This is a genomic window from Amycolatopsis sp. Poz14, from assembly GCF_006704225.1.
Lineage (GTDB): Bacteria > Actinomycetota > Actinomycetes > Mycobacteriales > Pseudonocardiaceae > Amycolatopsis > Amycolatopsis nivea.
On sequence record NZ_JACLHD010000001.1, the window covers coordinates 7,752,061 to 7,770,212 of the forward strand.

General features: G+C 71.2%; 15 protein-coding genes. 7 read left to right on the forward strand and 8 right to left on the reverse strand.

Annotation, left to right across the window (positions count from 1 at the left end; genetic code table 11):
- Positions 1 to 22: 22 nt before the first annotated feature.
- From sufD to FKO37_RS35965, 3 genes are read right to left on the reverse strand one after another with little or no spacing between them, the layout of a single operon-like run.
- Entirely contained in the window at positions 23 to 1,195 is a 1,173-nt protein-coding gene (gene sufD / locus FKO37_RS35955; RefSeq protein ID WP_037814677.1) for a Fe-S cluster assembly protein SufD, read from the reverse strand.
- Positions 1,196 to 2,644, reverse strand: coding sequence for a Fe-S cluster assembly protein SufB (gene sufB, locus FKO37_RS35960; protein ID WP_037814676.1), 1,449 nt, complete (start codon positions 2,642 to 2,644; stop codon positions 1,196 to 1,198).
- Positions 2,641 to 3,492: a metalloregulator ArsR/SmtB family transcription factor gene (locus FKO37_RS35965; RefSeq protein WP_037814675.1), complete on the reverse strand. Its 852-nt coding sequence runs from the start codon at positions 3,490 to 3,492 to the stop codon at positions 2,641 to 2,643. The genes sufB and FKO37_RS35965 overlap by 4 nt, the downstream gene beginning before the upstream one ends.
- 398 nt (positions 3,493 to 3,890) lie before the next feature.
- Here FKO37_RS35965 and mptB point away from each other — a divergent pair, with 398 nt between their 5' ends.
- From mptB to FKO37_RS35990, 5 genes are all read left to right on the forward strand, one after another.
- A complete protein-coding gene (gene mptB, locus FKO37_RS35970) occupies positions 3,891 to 5,459 on the forward strand; it encodes a polyprenol phosphomannose-dependent alpha 1,6 mannosyltransferase MptB (protein WP_235146566.1) in 1,569 nt (522 codons plus the stop codon).
- A gap of 6 nt (positions 5,460 to 5,465) precedes the next feature.
- Positions 5,466 to 6,392, forward strand: coding sequence for an ABC transporter ATP-binding protein (locus tag FKO37_RS35975; RefSeq protein WP_238607423.1), 927 nt, complete (start codon positions 5,466 to 5,468; stop codon positions 6,390 to 6,392).
- The gene (locus tag FKO37_RS35980; RefSeq protein ID WP_037814673.1) at positions 6,389 to 7,177 is read left to right on the forward strand and encodes an ABC transporter permease; all 789 of its coding nucleotides are present in this window, start codon (positions 6,389 to 6,391) and stop codon (positions 7,175 to 7,177) included. Before FKO37_RS35975 ends, FKO37_RS35980 begins: the two co-directional genes overlap by 4 nt.
- A gap of 142 nt (positions 7,178 to 7,319) precedes the next feature.
- On the forward strand, positions 7,320 to 8,291 hold the full coding sequence (locus tag FKO37_RS35985; RefSeq protein WP_037814671.1) for a heme A synthase: 972 nt from the start codon (positions 7,320 to 7,322) through the stop codon (positions 8,289 to 8,291).
- A gap of 95 nt (positions 8,292 to 8,386) precedes the next feature.
- On the forward strand, positions 8,387 to 9,316 hold the full coding sequence (locus FKO37_RS35990; RefSeq protein ID WP_037814670.1) for an acyl-CoA desaturase: 930 nt from the start codon (positions 8,387 to 8,389) through the stop codon (positions 9,314 to 9,316).
- A gap of 129 nt (positions 9,317 to 9,445) precedes the next feature.
- On the opposite strand, the gene FKO37_RS35995 is transcribed toward FKO37_RS35990, so the two are convergent.
- Both FKO37_RS35995 and FKO37_RS36000 read right to left on the reverse strand, forming a co-directional pair.
- Positions 9,446 to 10,309, reverse strand: coding sequence for a RimK family alpha-L-glutamate ligase (locus FKO37_RS35995; RefSeq protein WP_238607424.1), 864 nt, complete (start codon positions 10,307 to 10,309; stop codon positions 9,446 to 9,448).
- A complete protein-coding gene (locus tag FKO37_RS36000; protein WP_009075903.1) occupies positions 10,306 to 10,623 on the reverse strand; it encodes a hypothetical protein in 318 nt (105 codons plus the stop codon). Before FKO37_RS36000 ends, FKO37_RS35995 begins: the two co-directional genes overlap by 4 nt.
- Before the next feature lie 92 nt (positions 10,624 to 10,715).
- Here FKO37_RS36000 and FKO37_RS36005 point away from each other — a divergent pair, with 92 nt between their 5' ends.
- Positions 10,716 to 11,687, forward strand: a complete 972-nt coding sequence (locus tag FKO37_RS36005) for a quinone oxidoreductase (RefSeq protein ID WP_134730911.1) — start codon at positions 10,716 to 10,718, stop codon at positions 11,685 to 11,687.
- Position 11,688: 1 nt separating this feature from the next.
- Here the strand turns inward: FKO37_RS36005 and FKO37_RS36010 are convergent, their stop codons facing one another.
- The 3 genes from FKO37_RS36010 to FKO37_RS36020 all read right to left on the reverse strand — a co-directional run bounded on the left by FKO37_RS36010 (position 11,689) and on the right by FKO37_RS36020 (position 15,601).
- A complete protein-coding gene (locus FKO37_RS36010; RefSeq protein WP_238607425.1) occupies positions 11,689 to 12,204 on the reverse strand; it encodes an FKBP-type peptidyl-prolyl cis-trans isomerase in 516 nt (171 codons plus the stop codon).
- A 63-nt stretch (positions 12,205 to 12,267) separates the two neighbouring features.
- Positions 12,268 to 14,517 carry an AAA family ATPase gene (locus FKO37_RS36015; protein ID WP_238607426.1) on the reverse strand — a complete coding sequence of 750 codons (2,250 nt, stop codon included), beginning with the start codon at positions 14,515 to 14,517 and terminating at the stop codon, positions 12,268 to 12,270.
- 103 nt (positions 14,518 to 14,620) lie between these two features.
- Positions 14,621 to 15,601: a heme o synthase gene (locus FKO37_RS36020; protein WP_238607427.1), complete on the reverse strand. Its 981-nt coding sequence runs from the start codon at positions 15,599 to 15,601 to the stop codon at positions 14,621 to 14,623.
- A 439-nt stretch (positions 15,602 to 16,040) separates the two neighbouring features.
- Here FKO37_RS36020 and tkt point away from each other — a divergent pair, with 439 nt between their 5' ends.
- Positions 16,041 to 18,140, forward strand: coding sequence for a transketolase (gene tkt, locus FKO37_RS36025; RefSeq protein WP_134669669.1), 2,100 nt, complete (start codon positions 16,041 to 16,043; stop codon positions 18,138 to 18,140).
- Positions 18,141 to 18,152 lie beyond the last annotated feature (12 nt).

An 18,152-nucleotide genomic window follows, 5' to 3' on the forward strand; every position in this document is an offset into this window, starting at 1 on the left:
CTAAAGTCTGCGGTGGAGGGCGTCAGGCGCCGACGGCTTCGAGTTCGGCCTCGATCGCGGCTTCGAGGCGCTCGCGCACCTCGGGGACGTCGATCTTCACCAGGATTTCGTGGAAGAACCCGCGCACGACCAGGCGGCGGGCGGCTTCTTCGGCGATTCCGCGCGACTGCAGGTAGAACAACTGCTCGTCGTCGAACCTTCCCGTCGCGCTCGCGTGGCCGGCGCCTTCGATCTCGCCGGTCTCGATTTCCAGGTTCGGCACCGAGTCCGCGCGCGCCCCGGGCGTGAGCACCAGGTTGCGGTTGAACTCGTAGGAGTCGGTGGACTCGGCCGCGGCCCGGATCAGCACGTCGCCGATCCACACCGCGTGCGCGCCCTCGCCCTGCAGCGCGCCCTTGTAGCCGACCCGCGACTTGCAGTTGGGCACCGCGTGGTCGACGAAGAGCCGGTGCTCCTGGTGCTGGCCGCCGTCGGCGAAGTAGACGCCGAGCATGTCGACGTCGCCGCCCTTGTCGGTGAAGGTCGCGGTCGGCGAGATGCGGACCAGGTCTCCGCCCAGGGTGATCACGGTGTGCCGCAGCGCGGCGTCGCGGCCCAGCTTGAGGTGCTGCTCGGAGACGTGCACCGCGTCGTCGGCCCAGTCCTGGACGCTGACCACGGTGACCTTGGCTCCGTCGCCGATGACGAACTCGACGTTGTCGGCGTAGGTGCCGGACCCGACGTGGTCGAGCACGATCACGGCTTCGGCGAACGCCTCGGCGCGGACCTGCAGGTGCCCGTAGGCGACCTGGCCCTCGCCCGGGCCGTGGATGCGCAGCACCGACGGCGTCGACGCCTTCGTCTCCTTCGGCACCGTCACGACGGTTGCCTTGGCGAAGGAGGAGTACGCCTGCGCGGCGATGCGGTCGCTCGGCACGCCCGCCTGGCCGAGCCGCGAGTCGTCGCGGCCGACGGTCTCGATCTTCAGCTCGGGCGCGGCCTCGGTCTCCAGCGTGATCTCGCCGGAGGCGACGGCGGAACCGTCGTGCAGGCCGCGCAGGCGCTTCATCGGCGTGAAGCGCCAGTTTTCCTCACGCCCGCCGGGGACCTCGAAGGCCTCGACGTCGTAGGAGGTGAAGCGCTCCGCGCGGGAGGCCGCCGGAACGACGACCCCCTCGCGGATGGCTTCGGAAACGTTGTTCTCTGCCACGGACATTTAGCCGACGGACCCTTCCATCTGCAGCTCGATCAGGCGGTTCAGCTCGAGCGCGTATTCCATCGGCAGCTCGCGCGCGATGGGCTCGACGAACCCGCGCACGATCATCGCCATCGCCTCGGCCTCGTCGAGGCCGCGCGACATCAGGTAGAACAGCTGCTCTTCGCTGACCTTGGACACGGTGGCCTCGTGGCCCATGGACACCTCGTCGTTGCGGATGTCCACGTACGGGTACGTGTCCGACCGCGAGATCGTGTCCACCAGCAGGGCGTCGCAGACCACGCTGGAGCGCGAGTGGTGCGCCCGCTTCGCGACCTTGACCAGGCCGCGGTAGGAGGTCCGGCCGCCGCCGCGCGCGACCGACTTCGACACGATGGTCGAGGACGTGTGCGGCGCGAGGTGCTCCATCTTGGCCCCGGCGTCCTGGTGCTGGCCCTCGCCCGCGAACGCGACCGAGAGGACCTCGCCCTTGGCGTGCTCGCCCATGAGGAAGACCGACGGGTACTTCATGGTCACCTTGGAGCCGATGTTGCCGTCGACCCACTCCATGGTCGCGCCCTCTTCGCACTTGGCGCGCTTGGTGACCAGGTTGTAGACGTTGTTCGACCAGTTCTGGATCGTCGTGTAGCGGCAGCGGGCGCCCTTCTTCACGATGATCTCGACGACCGCGGAGTGCAGCGAGTCCGACTGGTAGATCGGCGCGGTGCAGCCCTCGACGTAGTGGACGTAGGCGTCCTCGTCGACGATGATCAGCGTCCGCTCGAACTGGCCCATGTTCTCGGTGTTGATCCGGAAGTAGGCCTGCAGCGGGATCTCGACGTGCACGCCCTTCGGCACGTAGATGAACGAGCCGCCGGACCACACCGCCGTGTTCAGCGCGGAGAACTTGTTGTCGCCGGCCGGGATCACGGAGCCGAAGTACTCCTGGAAGATCTCCGGGTGCTCGCGCAGCGCGGAGTCGGTGTCCAGGAACAGGACGCCCTGCTCCTCCAGGTCCTCGCGGATCTGGTGGTAGACGACCTCGGACTCGTACTGCGCGGCGACGCCGGCCACGAGGCGCTGCTTCTCCGCCTCGGGGATGCCCAGCTTGTCGTAGGTGTTCTTGATGTCCTCGGGCAGGTCTTCCCAGCTGGCCGCCTGCTTCTCGGTGGACCGCACGAAGTACTTGATGTTGTCGAAGTCGATCCCCGAGAGGTCGGCGCCCCAGTTCGGCATCGGCTTGAGGTCGAACAGCTTGAGCGCCTTCAATCGGGCGTCGCGCATCCACTCGGGCTCGGACTTCTTCGCGGAGATGTCGCGGACGACATCCTCGTTCAGGCCGCGGCGGGCGCTGGCGCCAGCCTCGTCGGAGTCCGCCCAGCCGAAGGCGTAGTTGCCAAGGGACGCGATGGTCTCTTCCTGGCTCAACGGCTCGGTGGTGGGAGTGCGCTGCTCGGCAGCGGCAGTCATGCGGGTTTCCCTCCATTCGGGATCCGTGGTGCGTGCCCTTCGGGCGGCGGGGCCGCTGGTCCGGGCGTCGTGCGGTCCGGCTCGGGATGGGCCGGGATACCCGCCGGTCCGGCGGGTACGTGTGTGGTGCACGCGTTGTCTCCGCGCGCGATGGTCGCCAGCCGCTGGACGTGGGTGCCCAGCAGCTTCGCGAACGCTTCCGTCTCGGCCTCGCACAGCTGCGGGAACTCCGCGGCGACGTGCGCGACCGGGCAGTGGTGCTGGCACAGCTGCGCGCCGACGTTCGCGGCGGGGGTTCCCGCCCCGACCTGACGGGTCGAGGCAGCGTAGCCCTCCCTGCTCAGCGCGGTGGCGAGGGCCTCGGCGCGCTCGACCGGATCAGCCGATCCGGTGATCGCCTGCCGGTGCGGCCCGACGAGCCCCTCGACCCGGCGCTCGGCGAACGCGCGCACCGCGTCCGGGCCGGCGTGCTCGGCGAGGAAGCGGATGGCCGAGACCGCGAGGTCGTCGTAGGCGTGCCCGAACCGGGCGCGGCCCGCTTCGGTGAGCAGGAACAGCTTGGCCGGGCGGCCGCGTCCGCGCGGGCCCTTGCGGGGGGCGTCGCGGGTCTCGGCCTCGCCGTCGGCCTGCAGCGCGTCGAGGTGCCGCCGGATCGCGGTCGGGCTGATCCCGAGCTGCTCGGCGACCACCACGGCGGTCATCGGGCCCTGCTCCAGCAGCAGCCGGGCGACCTCGTGCCGGGTGCGCCCCTCGGCCACGTTCGCGGCGCTGACCTGCACGGGAACGCCGACAGCCGCGGTGCGCGGCTGCTCGCCGCGCCCCTCGCCGGTGGTCCCGTTCTTTTTCACAACACAAGTGTGTCTTATTTCCGGCCGCCGGGCAAAGGCGGGGTGTCGCCCAGTGACCCGACTCACGCGGAACGGGCCTCGCCCCGCACCCGCCCACACCGTTCCCGCCGGACTCCGCACGCCGACCGGACTCGATCCTCCCCTCCGCTCGAACCAGACCGATCCGCCCCTCCGCGCCGCCCGCCAAACCCGCCCGCGACCCGCCGCCCCGCACCCGTCCACAGCCTTCCGGCCGGACTCGCCACGCCGCCCGTACCGGACTCGATACGCTTCCGGGCGTGGCAGTCGGCGAACACCCGGACCAGCGGGCACCGGAACCGGACGTATCCGGCGGCGCCGACAGCGCTGACCACCCGGCGGCCGCGCCGTCGCCGGTCGGCCCGCGCCGCACCGATCCGCTGAACGCCGCCGAGACCCGCGGCCTCGACGCGGTCCGCCGCTTCGGCACGGTCGGCTCGCTGTTCCTCGCGCTCGGCTCGCTCGGGGCCGGCGCCGCGCCGGTGATCAACCCGGTGCAGGACCTGCCGGTGCTGCGGCTGTTCATCCGGATCCCGACGGTCTCGCTCGCGATCGCGTTCTCCGGGATGGGCATCCTGGTGCTGAGCTGGCTCATGCTCGCCCGGTTCGCCCGTCCGGCGAGCGCGCGGCTGGCCACCAGCGGGCAGCTCGCCCGCACCGTCGCGATGTGGGTCGCGCCGCTGCTGCTGATCCCGCCGCTGTTCTCCCGCGACGTCTACAGCTATCTCGCGCAGAGCGAGATCGTGCACCGCGGCATGGACCCGTACCAGCTCGGCCCGGCGCAGGCGCTCGGCGTCGCGGATCCGCTCACCGCGGGCGTCACCAACATCTGGCGCGAGACGCCCGCCCCGTACGGCCCGCTGCTGCTGCGGCTCGGCGGGTGGCTGGCCCCGGTCGGCGGCAACAACATCGTCGTCGGCGTGCTGCTGCAGCGCGGCCTCGCGATGGTGGGCGTGCTGCTGATCGTGTGGGCAGTGCCGCGGCTGGCCCGGCGGTTCGGCGTGCAGCCGGCCACCGCGCTGTGGCTCGGCGCGGCGAACCCGTTGCTGATCTTCCATTTCGTCGCGGGCGCGCACAACGATTCGCTGGCCATCGGGCTCATGGTGGCCGGGCTGGAGATCGGCATCCGGCGGCTCCCGGTGCGGGTGAAGGGAGACAGTCCGCCGCCGCTGGCGAAGGGCGAATTGCTCTTCATCGCGCTCGGCGTCGTCATCATCACCGTCGGCGCCACCGTGAAGATCCCGGCGGTGCTGGCGCTGCCGTTCCTGTCGGTGATGGTCGCGCGCAGATGGCACGGGCGGCTGAAGGACCTGGTGTGGGCGGGCGCGCCGATGGCGTTGCTGTTCGGCGTCGTGCTCACCGCGATCTGCGTCGGCACCGGGCTGGGCTTCGGCTGGATCGGCGCGACGGCGAGCACGCCGGGGCTGGTGCGGTCGTTCATCTCCCCCACCGCGGAGATCGCGAACCTCAGCGGCGTCCTCGGCATCACGCTCGGGCTGGGCAACCACACCGACGCGCTGGTGCCGATCCTCGGCACGCTCGGCAACGCGATCACCGCGGCCGTCACGATCAAATTCCTGTGGGCCAGCTTCAAATGGCGGTACCGGCCGATCATCGGGCTCGGCGTTTCGCTGGGCGCGGCGATGATCCTGCAGATCAACCTCCAGCCCTGGTACCTGCTGTGGGCGGTGATCCCGCTCGCCGCCGCGGCCGGGACGTCGCGGTTCCGGGTGGTCGCCACGGTCATCAGCGCCGGGCTGCCGTTCCTGCTGCCGCCCACCGGCGGCACCTTCGACGGCCGCTCGTACGTCCTGCCGTGGGCCTACGGCGCGGCCGCTCTGGTGACCCTCGGCGGCCTCGCGATCGTGTACCGGGTTTCGCCGCTGCTGTTGTCCAGGACACCTCCGGCGTCCCCAGCACCGCGCGCGCCCGCCGACGTCGTATCGTGATTCGTTGTGGACAACCCCGCCGTCGAGATCTCCGGCTTGGCGAAAAGCTACGGCTCCACCACCGCGGTCGACGGCATCGACCTGCGCATGGAGCGTGGCTGCCTGCTGGCCCTGCTCGGGCCGAACGGCGCCGGAAAAACGACCACTGTCGAGATTTGCGAGGGTTTCCGCAGACCTGACGCGGGCCGGGTGCGCGTGCTCGGCCTCGACCCCGTCGCGGACAGCTCCCGGCTCCGCCCCCGCGTCGGCATCATGCCCCAGGGCGGCGGCGCGTACCCGGGCGTGCGCGCGGAGGAAATGCTGCGGCTAGTGGCTTCCTGCGCGGCGAACCCGCACGATCCGGCGTGGCTGCTCGACGTGCTCGGGCTGGCCGGCGCGAAGCGGACCCCGTTCAAACGGCTCTCCGGCGGGCAGCAGCAACGGCTTTCGCTGGCGTGCGCGCTGGTCGGCCGCCCGGAGCTGGTGTTCCTGGACGAGCCCACCGCGGGCATGGACCCGCAGGCGCGGCGGCTGGTCTGGGACCTGCTCGCGGCCCTGCGCGCGGACGGCGTGAGCGTCCTGCTCACCACCCACCTGATGGAGGAAGCGGAAACGCTGGCCGACCAGGTGGTGATCGTGGACCACGGCAAGGTGGTCGTCGAAGGCACGCCGCATGCGCTGACCCTGGAGGCGGGCGAGGCGGCGCAGCTGCGGTTCCGCGCCCGCACGAAACTCGACACGACGCTGCTCGCGGCCGCGCTGCCGGAGGGCTACCGGGTCAGCGAAACCGCGCCCGGTTCGTACCTGGTGGAGGGCGCGGTCGACCCGCAGGTGGTTTCCGCCGTCACCGCCTGGTGCGCGCAACAGGGCGTACTGCCCGAACAACTGCAAGTCGGACGGCGGACGCTCGAAGAAGTGTTCCTCGAACTCACCGGACGGGAGCTGCGCGCATGAGTTCTCCGTTCCCCGCGGGCACTTTCGCCCCCGCGCCCGGCCGCGGTTCGCTCGGCAAGATGCTGCGCACGCACGCGCGCGTCGAGGCCGCGCTGACCCTGCGGCACGGCGAGCAGCTGCTGCTCACCCTGATCATTCCGCTCGCGCTGCTGATCGGCCTGAGCCTGCTGGACATCCTCCCGGCGAGCCAGCTCGGCTCGACGTCCAAAGTGGACTGGATGACGCCGAGGATCCTCGCGCTGGCGGTGATGTCGTCGGCGTTCACCGGCCAGGCGATCGCGCTCGGCTTCGACCGGCGGTACGGCGTGCTGAAGCGGCTTTCGGCGACGGCGCTGCCGCGCTGGCTGCTGGTGGCCGGACGGGTCGTGGCGGCGCTGGTCGTGGTGGCGCTGCAGTCCGTGGTGCTCGGCATCGTGGCGGCTTTCCTGGGCTGGTCCCCGTCGGCCGCCGGGATCGGTTCCGCGGTGGTCCTGCTGGTGCTGGGGACGCTGGCTTTCGGCGCGCTGGGCGTGCTGCTGGGCGGCGCGTTGCGCGCGGAAGCCGTGCTGGCGCTGGCGAACATCGTATGGTTCGTGCTGCTGCTGGCGGGCGGGATTCTGCTGGCCCCGTCGGCGCTGCCGTCCGGGGTCGGGTTCGTGGTGTCGCTGCTGCCTTCCGGCGCGCTCGCCGAAGGCATGCGCGCGGCGCTGGTGGACGGCCAGTTCCCGCTCGGACCGGCCGCGGTGCTGGTGGCGTGGGCGGCGGCGGCCGGCGTGCTGGCGACGCGAACCACAAAACTCACCTGAATCCCACACCGCGATTTCCGCGCGGAATTTCGCGCCGGAATGTGACCGCCGCCGCACCCGATTCCTTGCGCACGCTGGCGAATCCGGGCGGAACAATACCGCCGCGTGCAGGCGGGAAAACGCGCGCGAGTATTCTTTCGGCGTGTCCCTTCGCAGTTTGATCGCCCGCCTGCCGTATCCGTCCGCCGCGGTTCAGCGCGCGGTCGGGATCGCCGCGGTGGTCGCGCAGGCAGGCATCGGCGTCACCGGGTCCGTGGTGCGGGTGACCGGGTCCGGGCTGGGATGCCCGACCTGGCCGCAGTGCGTCGCGGGCAGCCTCGTGCCGGTGCGGCACTCCGGCATCGACGCGGTCACGCAGTGGATCGAGTTCTCGAACCGGATGCTGACCGGCGTCGTGATCGTGGTGGCCGCGCTCGCCGTGCTCACCGCGTGGCGGATCCAGATCGACCACCCGGAGCGCAAGCGGCTGGTGAAGCTCGCCTGGACGATGCCCGGCGGCGTCGTGCTGCAGGCGGTCATCGGCGGGCTGACGGTGCTGGCGAAACTGGAATGGTGGACGGTCGCGATCCACTTCCTCGCGTCGACGCCGCTCGTGTGGCTGGCGGTCCTGCTGCTGAAGGCCTTCCGCGAAGGAGACGAACCGGCGCGCCCGCTGGTCCCGAAGCTGGGACGGCAGATGCTGGTGCTGCTGACGGTGCTGATGTGGGCGGTGCTCATCGCCGGCACCACGGTCACCGGCGCGGGCCCGCACGGCGGCGACGTCAACACGCATCGCCTCGACGCCCCGATCGAGCAGCTGGCCCGGATCCACAGCGGACTGCTGATCGCGTACCTCGTCGTGCTGGGGGTCTTCGGGCTCACGCTGATGCGCGTCGGCGCGCCGAAGAGCGTGTGGCGGCGGTACGCGTGGGTGTGGATTGTCGCGCTGCTGCAGGGTGTTCTGGGGACGGTGCAGTACGCGCTGGGCGTGCCCGAGGCGATGGTGTCCTTCCACGTGCTGGGCTCGGCGCTCGTGATCGTGGTGACGGCGGTGCTGTGGACCGGCACTCGCGACCGGGGCCCGGTCACGTCGCTGGAGCCCGCCGAGAAGCGGGAACTCGCCACCGCGAACTGACGGTCATCCGGGCGTAACTGCGCGTCGGCCCGGCGGACAGGTCGGCGGCTTACCGTCGTCACCGTCCGGCTTTCCGAAAAGCCCGAGGTGCCGCCATGCCGACCGCCCCTGCCCGTGCCGCCAAACCCCTGCTCTCCGGCCGGCGCGGGACCGCCGAGATGCTCGTGCTCAAGACGTTCCTGCTCGTGCCGTTCGCCGCGTTGATCGCCGCCGTGCCGCTGGTGTGGGGATGGGGCATCGGCTGGACCGACCTGATCCTCGCGACCGTTTTCTACGTGCTCGCCACCCTCGGCGTGACTGTCGGGTACCACCGCTACTTCACCCACGGCGCGTTCAAAGCGGGCCGCCCGCTGCGGATCGCGCTCGCGATCGCGGGCAGCATGGCGGTGCAGGGTTCGGTGATTTTCTGGGTCGCGAGCCACCGCCGCCACCACGCGTTCTCCGACCGCGAGGGCGATCCGCATTCGCCGTGGCTGTTCGGCACCTCGCCGGCGGCGCTGCTGCGCGGGTTCTGGCACGCGCACATGGGCTGGATGTTCCAGCGCGAGGTCACCAACGCCGACCGTTTCGCGCCCGACCTCGTCGGCGACCGCGACCTGCGCCTGGTGAACCGGTTCTTCTGGCTGTGGATCACGCTCAGCCTCGCCCTGCCCGCCGCCCTCGGCTGGGCCTTCAGCGGCACCTGGCAGGGCGCGCTGACGGCGTTCTTCTGGGCCGGGCTGGTGCGGATCGCGTTCCTGCACCACGTGACCTGGTCGGTGAACTCGGTGTGCCACCTGATCGGCGACCGCCCGTTCGCGAGCCGCGACCGCGCCGCGAACTTCTGGCCGCTGGCGCTGCTGTCCATGGGAGAGTCCTGGCACAACTCCCATCACGCCGACCCGACCTGCGCCCGGCACGGCGTCCTGCGCGGCCAAGTGGACGTCTCGGCGCGGGTGATCTGGACCTTCGAACGCCTCGGCTGGGCGACGGACGTCCGGTGGCCCCGAGCGGAACGGTTGGCGGCCAAGCGGCGGACGGCTTGAGTTAGGCCAGTTGCTGCCGCATCGCCGACGCGAATCGAGCGTGCGTAACGCGCGGCTCAAGCGGGCGACTCACATCCGCTCAGCTTGAGCGCAAAGTCTCCCCGGGAAACGCCGCGTAGCCCGCCCGAGCTAGGCCAACTGCTGCCGCATCGCCGACGCGAACCGCAACGGCGCACCCGCGTCTGCGTGCCGGAAACCCAGCGAAGGCTCGGTCAATTCCAGCTCCAGCACCAGCGGACGCCCGTCGTCCCCGCGGACCAGGTCGACCCGTGCGTACAGCAGTTCCGCCCGCAAGATCCCGAGCAGCCCGCAAGCGGCGTCCAGCGCGTCCTCCGCCACCGCGCGCACCTCCGGGGCCGGGACCGCGGCCGCGAGCCGCTCCTCCCGGTACAGCCCGGAACTGTCCATTGAGGACTCCAGCGGCGCGAATTTCGTGAAGGCGTGCGAATAAACGCCGCCGAAATACGTCACCGCAATCTCGCCCTGAGCGTCCACACTGGACTGATACGGCTGCACCAGACCCGTGCGGCCCTCGTCGTGCAAAGTGCGCAGATGCTGCTCCGCGTCCGCACCGGCGGCGGAGAACCGGGCGGCGCCGCGGCCTCCCGCGCCCACCGAAGGCTTCACCACGAACGGCTTCTTCGGCCAGCGCGGCTTCTCCCCCGGCGGCACGATCTCGACCGGCACCGTCGGCACCCCGGCGTCGAGCAGTTCGCCGAGATACGTCTTGTCCGTGTTCCACCGCACGACCGCGGCCGGATTGCTCAGCCCGGGCACGTCCTCGCACCAGCTGAGGAATTCCTCGCGCCGCTCCGGGTAGTCCCAGGCGGCGCGCAGCACGACGATGTCCGCCGAGGCGAAGTCCGCGGCCGCGTCCCAGGCCGCCCAGCTCACGGTGAATCCGAGGTCCGCGAGCGCGGGCAGCACCGCGGCCTCGTCGCCGTCGCCCTCGGGCAGCGCGGCGCAGCCGACGAAAATCGCCGAGCGGGTCACCGGCCTGCTCGCGGCCCGGCCATCTTGCGCCGGTGCGCGGCACCGATTTTGACAGTCTTCACGGTTTCGCTGTCCCACTCCGCGGCCTCGAGGTCGTCGACCTGCTCGACCAGCGCGTTCCCGGTTTCGACCCCGGCGACCAGCACGTCGCCCATCGCCCCGTCCGGGCCCACGAGCACGACCCGCGCGCCGGCGAGGCCGATGTTCTCGACCACGGCGCGCGACGGTTTCCCGTGCTTCGCCACGAAGTCGCGGGCGGACGCCAGCTGGCGGGCAGTCGGCGCGGTCGGCGTGTTTTCGGTCTCCTCAGCCACGTCCGGAGCTTAACCCGAGACCCCCGCCCCCGCGGCCCGACCGTGTTCTCGGCCATAGTGGACGCCAGACGCGCCCATCTCGAGGAGGAACGATGCCGACCGCAGTGCAGGTGACCCGGACCGGCGGCCCGGAAGTGCTGGAACTGGCCGAGATCGAGCCCGGCCCGCCCGGCGCGGGCGAACTGCTGGTCGACCTCGCCGCCGCGGGCGTCAACTACATCGACACCTACCAGCGCCAGGGCATCTACCCGATCGACCTGCCGTTCGTCCTCGGCTCCGAGGGCGCCGGGACCGTCGTGGAGACCGGCGAGGGCGTCACCGAATTCGCCCCCGGCGACCGCGTGACCTGGCAGGGCGTGCTCGGCAGCTACGCCCAGCGCGCGGTGGTCCCGGCCAGCGCCACGGTGAAGGTGCCGGACGGCGTGTCCGACGAGCTCGCCGCCGCCACGATGCTGCAGGGCATGACGGCGCACTACCTGGTGCGTTCGACCTACGAAGTCCAGGCAGGCGACGACATCCTCGTCCACGCGGCGGCCGGCGGCGTCGGTCTGTTGCTGGTCCAGCTAGCGAAGGCGCGCGGCGCGCGAGTGCTGTGCACCGTGTCCACCGACGAGAAGGCCGAACTGGCTCGCGGCGCCGGCGCGGACCACGTGATCCGCTACGACCGCGAGGACTTCGCCGCCGTGACCCGCGAGCTGACCGACGGCGAAGGCGTCGCCGCGGTCTACGACGGCGTGGGCAAGAGCACCTTCGACGGCAGCCTCGCGAGCCTGAAGATCCGCGGCACCCTGGCGCTGTTCGGCGCGGCCAGCGGCCCGGTGCCGCCGGTCGACCCGCAACGGCTCAACTCCGGCGGCTCGCTCTTCCTGACCCGCCCGACGCTCGGCCACTACCTGCGCACGCGCGAGGAACTCGACTGGCGCGCCGGCGAACTGTTCGCCGCCGTGCAGGACGGTTCGCTGAACGTCCGCATCGGCGGCCGCTACCCGCTCGCCGACGCCCGCAAGGCCCACGAGGACCTGCAGGGACGCCGGACGACCGGGAAGCTGCTGCTGATCCCCTGACTCAGGAAACCGAGAGGGCGTCGGTCACGAACACCAGCGTTTCGTTGGGCGCGATGCCGCGTCCGCCGTCCTTGTAGGCGAGGGCGGGCGGGATGATCATCAACCGCCGCCCGCCCTGTTTGACGCCGACGAGGCCCTGGTCCCAGCCCTCGATGACCTGGCCGGCGCCGAGATCGAGGCCGAACGGCTCGCCGCGGTCGAACGAGCTGTCCAGCTTCTTCTTGTTCGACCAGGTGACGACCAGGTAGTTCATGGACAGCTTCGACCCGGCGGCCGCGGCCTTCCCGGTGCCCTCCGACAGATCCTTGGTGAGCAGCTTCTTCGGCGGGGCACAGTCGTCCGGGATGGTGATCGTCGGCGCCTGGCCGAAGTTCCCGGTGGTCTTGATGTCGTCCGCGGTGCACTCGCGGCTCGGGGTCGCCGGAGCCGCGCTGCTGTCGCCGCCGCAGGCCGTGAGGCCGAACGCGGCGACCGCCACGACCGCGCCGAGGACAGCTGTCCTGCCGATGTTCTGCATGCCCGGACTTTATCCGCACGGCGCAGCCGTTCCGTTGAGGGCGGTGGTGGGGCGGGGTCCGGGTTAACCAAGCCCGCCGAGCGCGGGCACCGCCGGACCAGTCCGCACCACGCCGAGCCGCTGCGTCGCCCGGGTCAGCGCCACGTACAGGTCGTTCAGCCCGCGCGCCGAGCCAGCCACGATCTCGTCCGGCGACACCAGCACGACCCCGTCGAACTCCAGTCCCTTGGAACGATCGACGGTCAGCACGCTCAGCCGGTCGTCCTCCGGAAGCAGCTTCCGCACCTCGTCCATGCGCGAACCCGGCACCAGGACCGCGACCGTCCCACCGTCCACAGCGGACAGTTCCGCGGCCACCAGCGGCGGCAGTTCCTCGTCCAGCGAGGCGACCTCCACGCCCCACGGCGGCACCCCGGTCTCCCGCACCGATGCGGGCGCGGCCAGGTCCACGTCCAGTTCAGCAAGCACGCCCGCCGCGACCGCCATGATCTCCGCCGGGGTGCGGTAATTCACCGTCAGCTGCTCCAGCCGCCAGCGGTCCGCGACATAGGGCGACAGCACCTCGTCCCAGGTCCGCGCTCCCCCGGCGGCACCGGTCTGCGCGACGTCGCCGACCAGCGTCATCGACCGGTTCGGCGTGCGGCGCATCAGCAGGCGCCAGTCCATCGCGGACAGTTCCTGCGCCTCGTCCACGATCACGTGCCCGAACGTCCACGTCCGGTCCTGCGCCGCCCGTTGCGCCGCGGTCAGCTCGCTGCGCGCCTGCTGGCGTTCGGCGAACAGCTCGGCGTCCAGCACGTCGGACACCCGCAGGATCTCCTCGTCCTGGATTTCCTCGTCCTGCTCAAGGATGTCCAGCACGCCCTCGGCATACGCGCGCTCGACGCGTTCCTGGCGCTTCTGCTCGGCCTCCTCCTCGGAGTCGTCGCTGCCGAGCAGTTCGGCCAGTTCGTCGAGCAGCGGCACGTCGGCGGGCGTCCACTTCGCGTCGCGGCCGCTCTCCAGGTGCTTCCGGTCCTCTTCGGACAGCAGCTCGCCCGCCGCCCGGTCGAGGTGTTCGCGCTCGGCGAACAGGTCGTCCAGCAGGCCCGCGGGCGTGAGTTTCGGCCACAGCGAGTTCAGCGCGGCGGCCACCGCGGGGCTCGACGCGAGCTCGGCACGGATGTCCTGGACGTCCTGCGCGTCCAGCAGGTCCTCGCCCAGCGCGCGGGCGGCCTGCCGGGTGAGCGCATCGAGCACGTCGGAGACGAACAGCCGCCGCGCGAGGTTGTGCGGCCGGCGCGAACGGCGAGCCCGGGTGCGGGCCTGCGCGCAGGTCTTCCGGTCGAGCTTGAGGATCTCGCGTTCGTGCTCGATCTCGATCACCGGATCGGGTACACCTTGCCGGTCGCGGACCGCCTTGGCGAGCACCTCGGCCATCACCAGCCGGCCCTTCACCTCGGCCGCTTCCGGCGACTCGGCTCCGTCCGCGTCCAGGCCCGGCCACAGCTGCCCGATGGTCGACAGCAGCACGCCGGTCTCGCCGAGCGACGGCAGCACCTGGCCGATGTAGCGCAGGAAGGTCGAGTTCGGGCCGACGACGAGCACGCCGCGCGTGGTCAGCTGCTGGCGGTGCGTGTAGAGCAGGTACGCCGCGCGGTGCAGCGCGACCGCGGTCTTGCCAGTGCCCGGCGCGCCCTGCACCACCATGACCCCGCCGAGCGGCGCGCGGATGATCCGGTCCTGCTCGGCCTGGATGGTGGCGACGATGTCGGCCATCTCGCCGGTCCGGCGGCGCTCCAGCGCGGCCAGCAACGCGGCCTCGCCGGCGAGCCCGAGGTCCTGGCCCTGGTCGGCGGCGGTCAGGTCGAGGATCTCGTCGTCGAACCCGGTGACGCGACGGCTCAGCGACCGCAGGTGGCGACGGCGGCGCACGCCGTCCGGCGAAGCGGCGGTGGCGAGGTAGAAGGGCCGCGCGACCGGCGCGCGCCAGTCGATCAGCAGCGGCCGGTAGTCGTCGTCCTCGTCGAACAGCCCGAGCCGTCCGATGTAGGCGGTTTCCTCGGTGTCTTCGGAGGCGCTGCCGGGCCCGAAGTCCAGCCGGCCGAAGCACAGCCCCTGTTCGACCGAACCGAGCTGGGCGAGCCGGTCGCTGTGCAGGTTCGTGGCGGCTTCGCGTTCGGTCCGCGCCTGCGGCGTCCCGCCGGTCTGGCGCAGGGTCTCGTCGAGGCGGCGCTGGGTCTGGGTGCGTTCGGCGTCGAGCTTCGCGAACAGCGCGTCGACATAAGCCTGCTCGCGGCGCAGCTCGGCTTCGTAGGCCGGTTCCTCGGGCAAGGAAAGGTCCTGCTTTCAGGTCGGGATCGGGGCCGGAAGAGTGCAACCGGCGAGGATCCCGGGCCATTCCTGCCCGGCGCGGATCGGGTGCGAACGGGTCGGGTCAGAAAGGCAGGCCGAGGACCGGCAAGCCGATCGCCGAGTCGACCGCCAGCGCGACGAACACGATCATCAGGTACGTGTTCGACCGGTGGAACAGCGCCATCGGCTTGGTCTCCTCGCCGCGGTGCACGGAGGCCTGCAGCCGGTGCGCGTAGAAGAGGAACCAGCCGCCGGCGAGGATCGCGAAGGTCGCGTACAGCCAGCTGGTGACCGGGAGCAGCAGCAGCGTCCAGGCGACCATCACCCACGAGTAGATGACGATCTGCCGGGCCACGTGCTCGGCGGTCGCGACGACCGGGAGCATCGGCACGCCCGCGCGCTCGTAGTCGTCGCGGTACTTCATGCCCAGCGCCCAGGTGTGCGGCGGCGTCCAGAAGAAGATCACGCCGAACATCACGAACGCCGGCCACTGCACGGTGCCGGTGACCGCGACCCAGCCGATCAGCACCGGCATGCAGCCCGCGGCCCCGCCCCAGACCACGTTCTGCGACGTCCGCCGCTTGAGGCCGAGGGTGTAGACGAAGATGTAGAACAGGATGGTCGCGATCGCGAGGACCGCCGCCAGCAGGTTCACCGTGAAGAACAGAACGGCGAACGAGGCGATGCCCAGGACGAGTCCGAAGATCAGCGCGTTGCGCCGCGGCACCGCGTCCTTCACCAGCGGCCGCCGCTTGGTGCGGTTCATGACCTTGTCGATGTCGCTGTCGATCACGCAGTTGAGCGCGTTCGCGCTGCCCGCGGCCATCGTACCGCCGACCAGCGTCGCGACCACCAGCCACGGGTTCGGCACCTCGCGCCCGGCGAGGAACATCGCGGGGATCGTGGTGACGAGGAGAAGCTCGATCACGCGCGGCTTCGCCAGTGCGGCGTACGCGCCGGCCACCTGGCGGAAGCTTCGCCGGGCCCCGCTCGGCCGTCCGCCGTCCGGGGGTACGGCGCTGGTGTCTTCACTGCGTCCGTGCGCAGCGTTCACCAACGACATTTCTCTCCCTGAGTCAGTCCTGGGCCGGGCGGCGCGGAAGAAGAGGCGGTGCTCATGGAGAACTTCCGTGCCTGGCCCGCGATCGATGTTAGACGTGACGGACCGGCCCGACGCCCGCGGGTCCGGGACACGCCCGGCGGTGTTCCCTCCGTCACGTCCGCCGCGGCGGGCCGCGATGAGTCGGGACGGCCCGCGGCGGGTAGCCGGAGACAGACAGGCGGGCAGGATCACCTCACCCGCAGGGTGCGCGCCCGCGCTCGCGCGCACGCGTACGCACTAGGGTGACAGCGACGGGCCGCTCGCTCCGCCTGCACAGCGCCGCCAGCAGGAATATCGTCCCTTCGGGATCGATTGAGATAACTGAGGGCGCACACCGCAGCACTTGAGCGGCACGCACGGAATACAGCCACCACTTCACCGACGCAGGAGTTCGAGTTCAGTGTCCGAAACCTCTAGCAGCGAGACCAACCCCTTGCTCCGGCGCAACGTGCCGGCCGACTGGACCGAGACCGACACCCGCGCCGTGGACACCGCCCGCGTGCTGGCCGCGGACGCCGTCGAAAAATGCGGCAGCGGGCACCCGGGCACTGCGATGAGCCTGGCGCCGCTGGCGTACACGCTGTTCCAGCGCACGATGCGGCACGACCCCGCCGACCCGGAGTGGCCCGCCCGCGACCGGTTCGTGCTCTCCGCCGGGCACTCCAGCCTGACCCTCTACATCCAGCTGTACCTGGCCGGGTTCGGCCTGGAGCTGGAAGACCTCGAGCAGCTGCGCCGCTGGGGCTCCAAGACCCCGGGCCACCCGGAGTACCGGCACACCAAGGGCGTCGAGACCACCACCGGCCCGCTGGGCCAGGGCCTCGCGAACGGCGTCGGCATGGCGATGGCGGCGCGGCGCGAGCGCGGCCTGCTGGACCCGGACGCCCCCGCCGGCGAGAGCATCTTCGACCACCACATCTACGTGATCGCCTCCGACGGCGACATCGAAGAGGGCGTCACCTCCGAGGCCTCGTCCATCGCGGGCCGCCAGGAGCTGGGCAACCTGATCGTCTTCTACGACGACAACAAGATCTCCATCGAGGACGACACCAACATCGCGCTGTCCGAGGACGTCGCGAAGCGCTACGAGGCCTACGGCTGGCACGTGCAGACCGTCGAGGGCGGCGAGGACGTCGTCGCGATCGAGGCGGCCATCAAGGCGGCGCAGGCCGAGACCACGCGGCCGTCCTTCATCCAGCTGCGCACGATCATCGGCTACCCGGCCCCGACGAAGATGAACACCGGCAAGGCGCACGGCGCGGCGCTGGGCGCGGAAGAGGTCGCGGGCGTCAAGAAGGCGCTGGGCTTCGACCCGGAGAAGAACTTCGACGTCGACGAGGCCGTGCTCGCGCACACCCGCCAGGCGATCGAACGCGGCGAGAAGCAGCGCGCCGAGTGGCAGGAGCGCTTCGAGGCGTGGGCCGCGGCGAACCCGGAGCGCAAGAAGCTGGCCGACCGGCTGTCGACCCGCACGCTGCCCGAGGGCTTCGCGGACAACCTGCCGTCGTGGGAGCCCGACGCCAAGGGCATCGCCACCCGCAAGGCCTCCGGCGAGGTGCTCAACGCGCTGGCCGAGCCGCTGCCCGAGCTGTGGGGCGGTTCCGCGGACCTCGCGGAGAGCAACAACACCACCATGAAGGGCGCCGACTCGTTCGGCCCGGCCGCGGCCGGCACCGACATGTGGAAGACCAACCCGTACGGCCGCACGCTGCACTTCGGCATCCGCGAGCACGCGATGGGCTCGATCCTCAACGGCATCGCGCTGCACGGCGGCACCCGCCCGTACGGCGCGACCTTCCTCACCTTCTCCGACTACATGCGCCCGCCGGTCCGGCTCGCCGCGCTGATGAAGGCCCCGGTCATCTACGTGTGGACGCACGACTCGATCGGTCTCGGCGAGGACGGCCCGACGCACCAGCCGATCGAGCAGATCGCCGCGCTGCGCGCCATCCCGGGCCTCAACGTCGTCCGCCCGGCGGACGCCAACGAGACCGCGTACGCGTGGAAGGCCGTGCTGGAGGACGTGCACCACCCGTCCGGCTTCGCGCTGACCCGGCAGAACGTGCCGGTGCTGGAGGGCACGAACGCCGAGGGCGTCAAGAAGGGCGGCTACGTGCTGGCCGAGGCGTCCAACGGCGCCCCGGAGGTCGTGCTGATCGCGACCGGTTCCGAGGTCCAGCTGGCCGTCGAGGCGCGCAAGACCCTCGAGGCCGACGGCATCCCCGCCAGCGTGGTCTCGATGCCGTGCGTCGAGTGGTTCGACGCGCAGGACCAGGACTACAAGGACGCCGTCCTGCCGCCGACGGTCAAGGCCCGCGTTTCGGTCGAGGCCGGGATCGCGATGCCGTGGCAGCGCTTCACCGGCGACGCCGGCGAGAACGTGTCGATCGAGCACTACGGCGCCTCGGCCGACGCCGCGACGCTCTTCCGCGAGTTCGGCTTCACCGCCGAAGCCGTGGTCGACGCCGCCCGCCGCTCGATCGCCAACACCAAGAACTGAAGGGAGAGCAAC

Bases quoted from the DNA above. Each gene is read 5' to 3' on its own strand.
- FKO37_RS35980 (WP_037814673.1), top strand. From the start codon at position 6,389: ATGAGTTCTCCGTTCCCCGCGGGCACTTTCGCCCCCGCGCCCGGCCGC.
- FKO37_RS35990 (WP_037814670.1), top strand. From the start codon at position 8,387: ATGCCGACCGCCCCTGCCCGTGCCGCCAAACCCCTGCTCTCCGGCCGG.
- FKO37_RS36020 (WP_238607427.1), bottom strand. From the start codon at position 15,601: ATGTCGTTGGTGAACGCTGCGCACGGACGCAGTGAAGACACCAGCGCC.
- FKO37_RS36010 (WP_238607425.1), bottom strand. From the start codon at position 12,204: ATGCAGAACATCGGCAGGACAGCTGTCCTCGGCGCGGTCGTGGCGGTC.
- sufB (WP_037814676.1), bottom strand. From the start codon at position 2,644: ATGACTGCCGCTGCCGAGCAGCGCACTCCCACCACCGAGCCGTTGAGC.
- sufD (WP_037814677.1), bottom strand. From the start codon at position 1,195: ATGTCCGTGGCAGAGAACAACGTTTCCGAAGCCATCCGCGAGGGGGTC.
- FKO37_RS36005 (WP_134730911.1), top strand. From the start codon at position 10,716: ATGCCGACCGCAGTGCAGGTGACCCGGACCGGCGGCCCGGAAGTGCTG.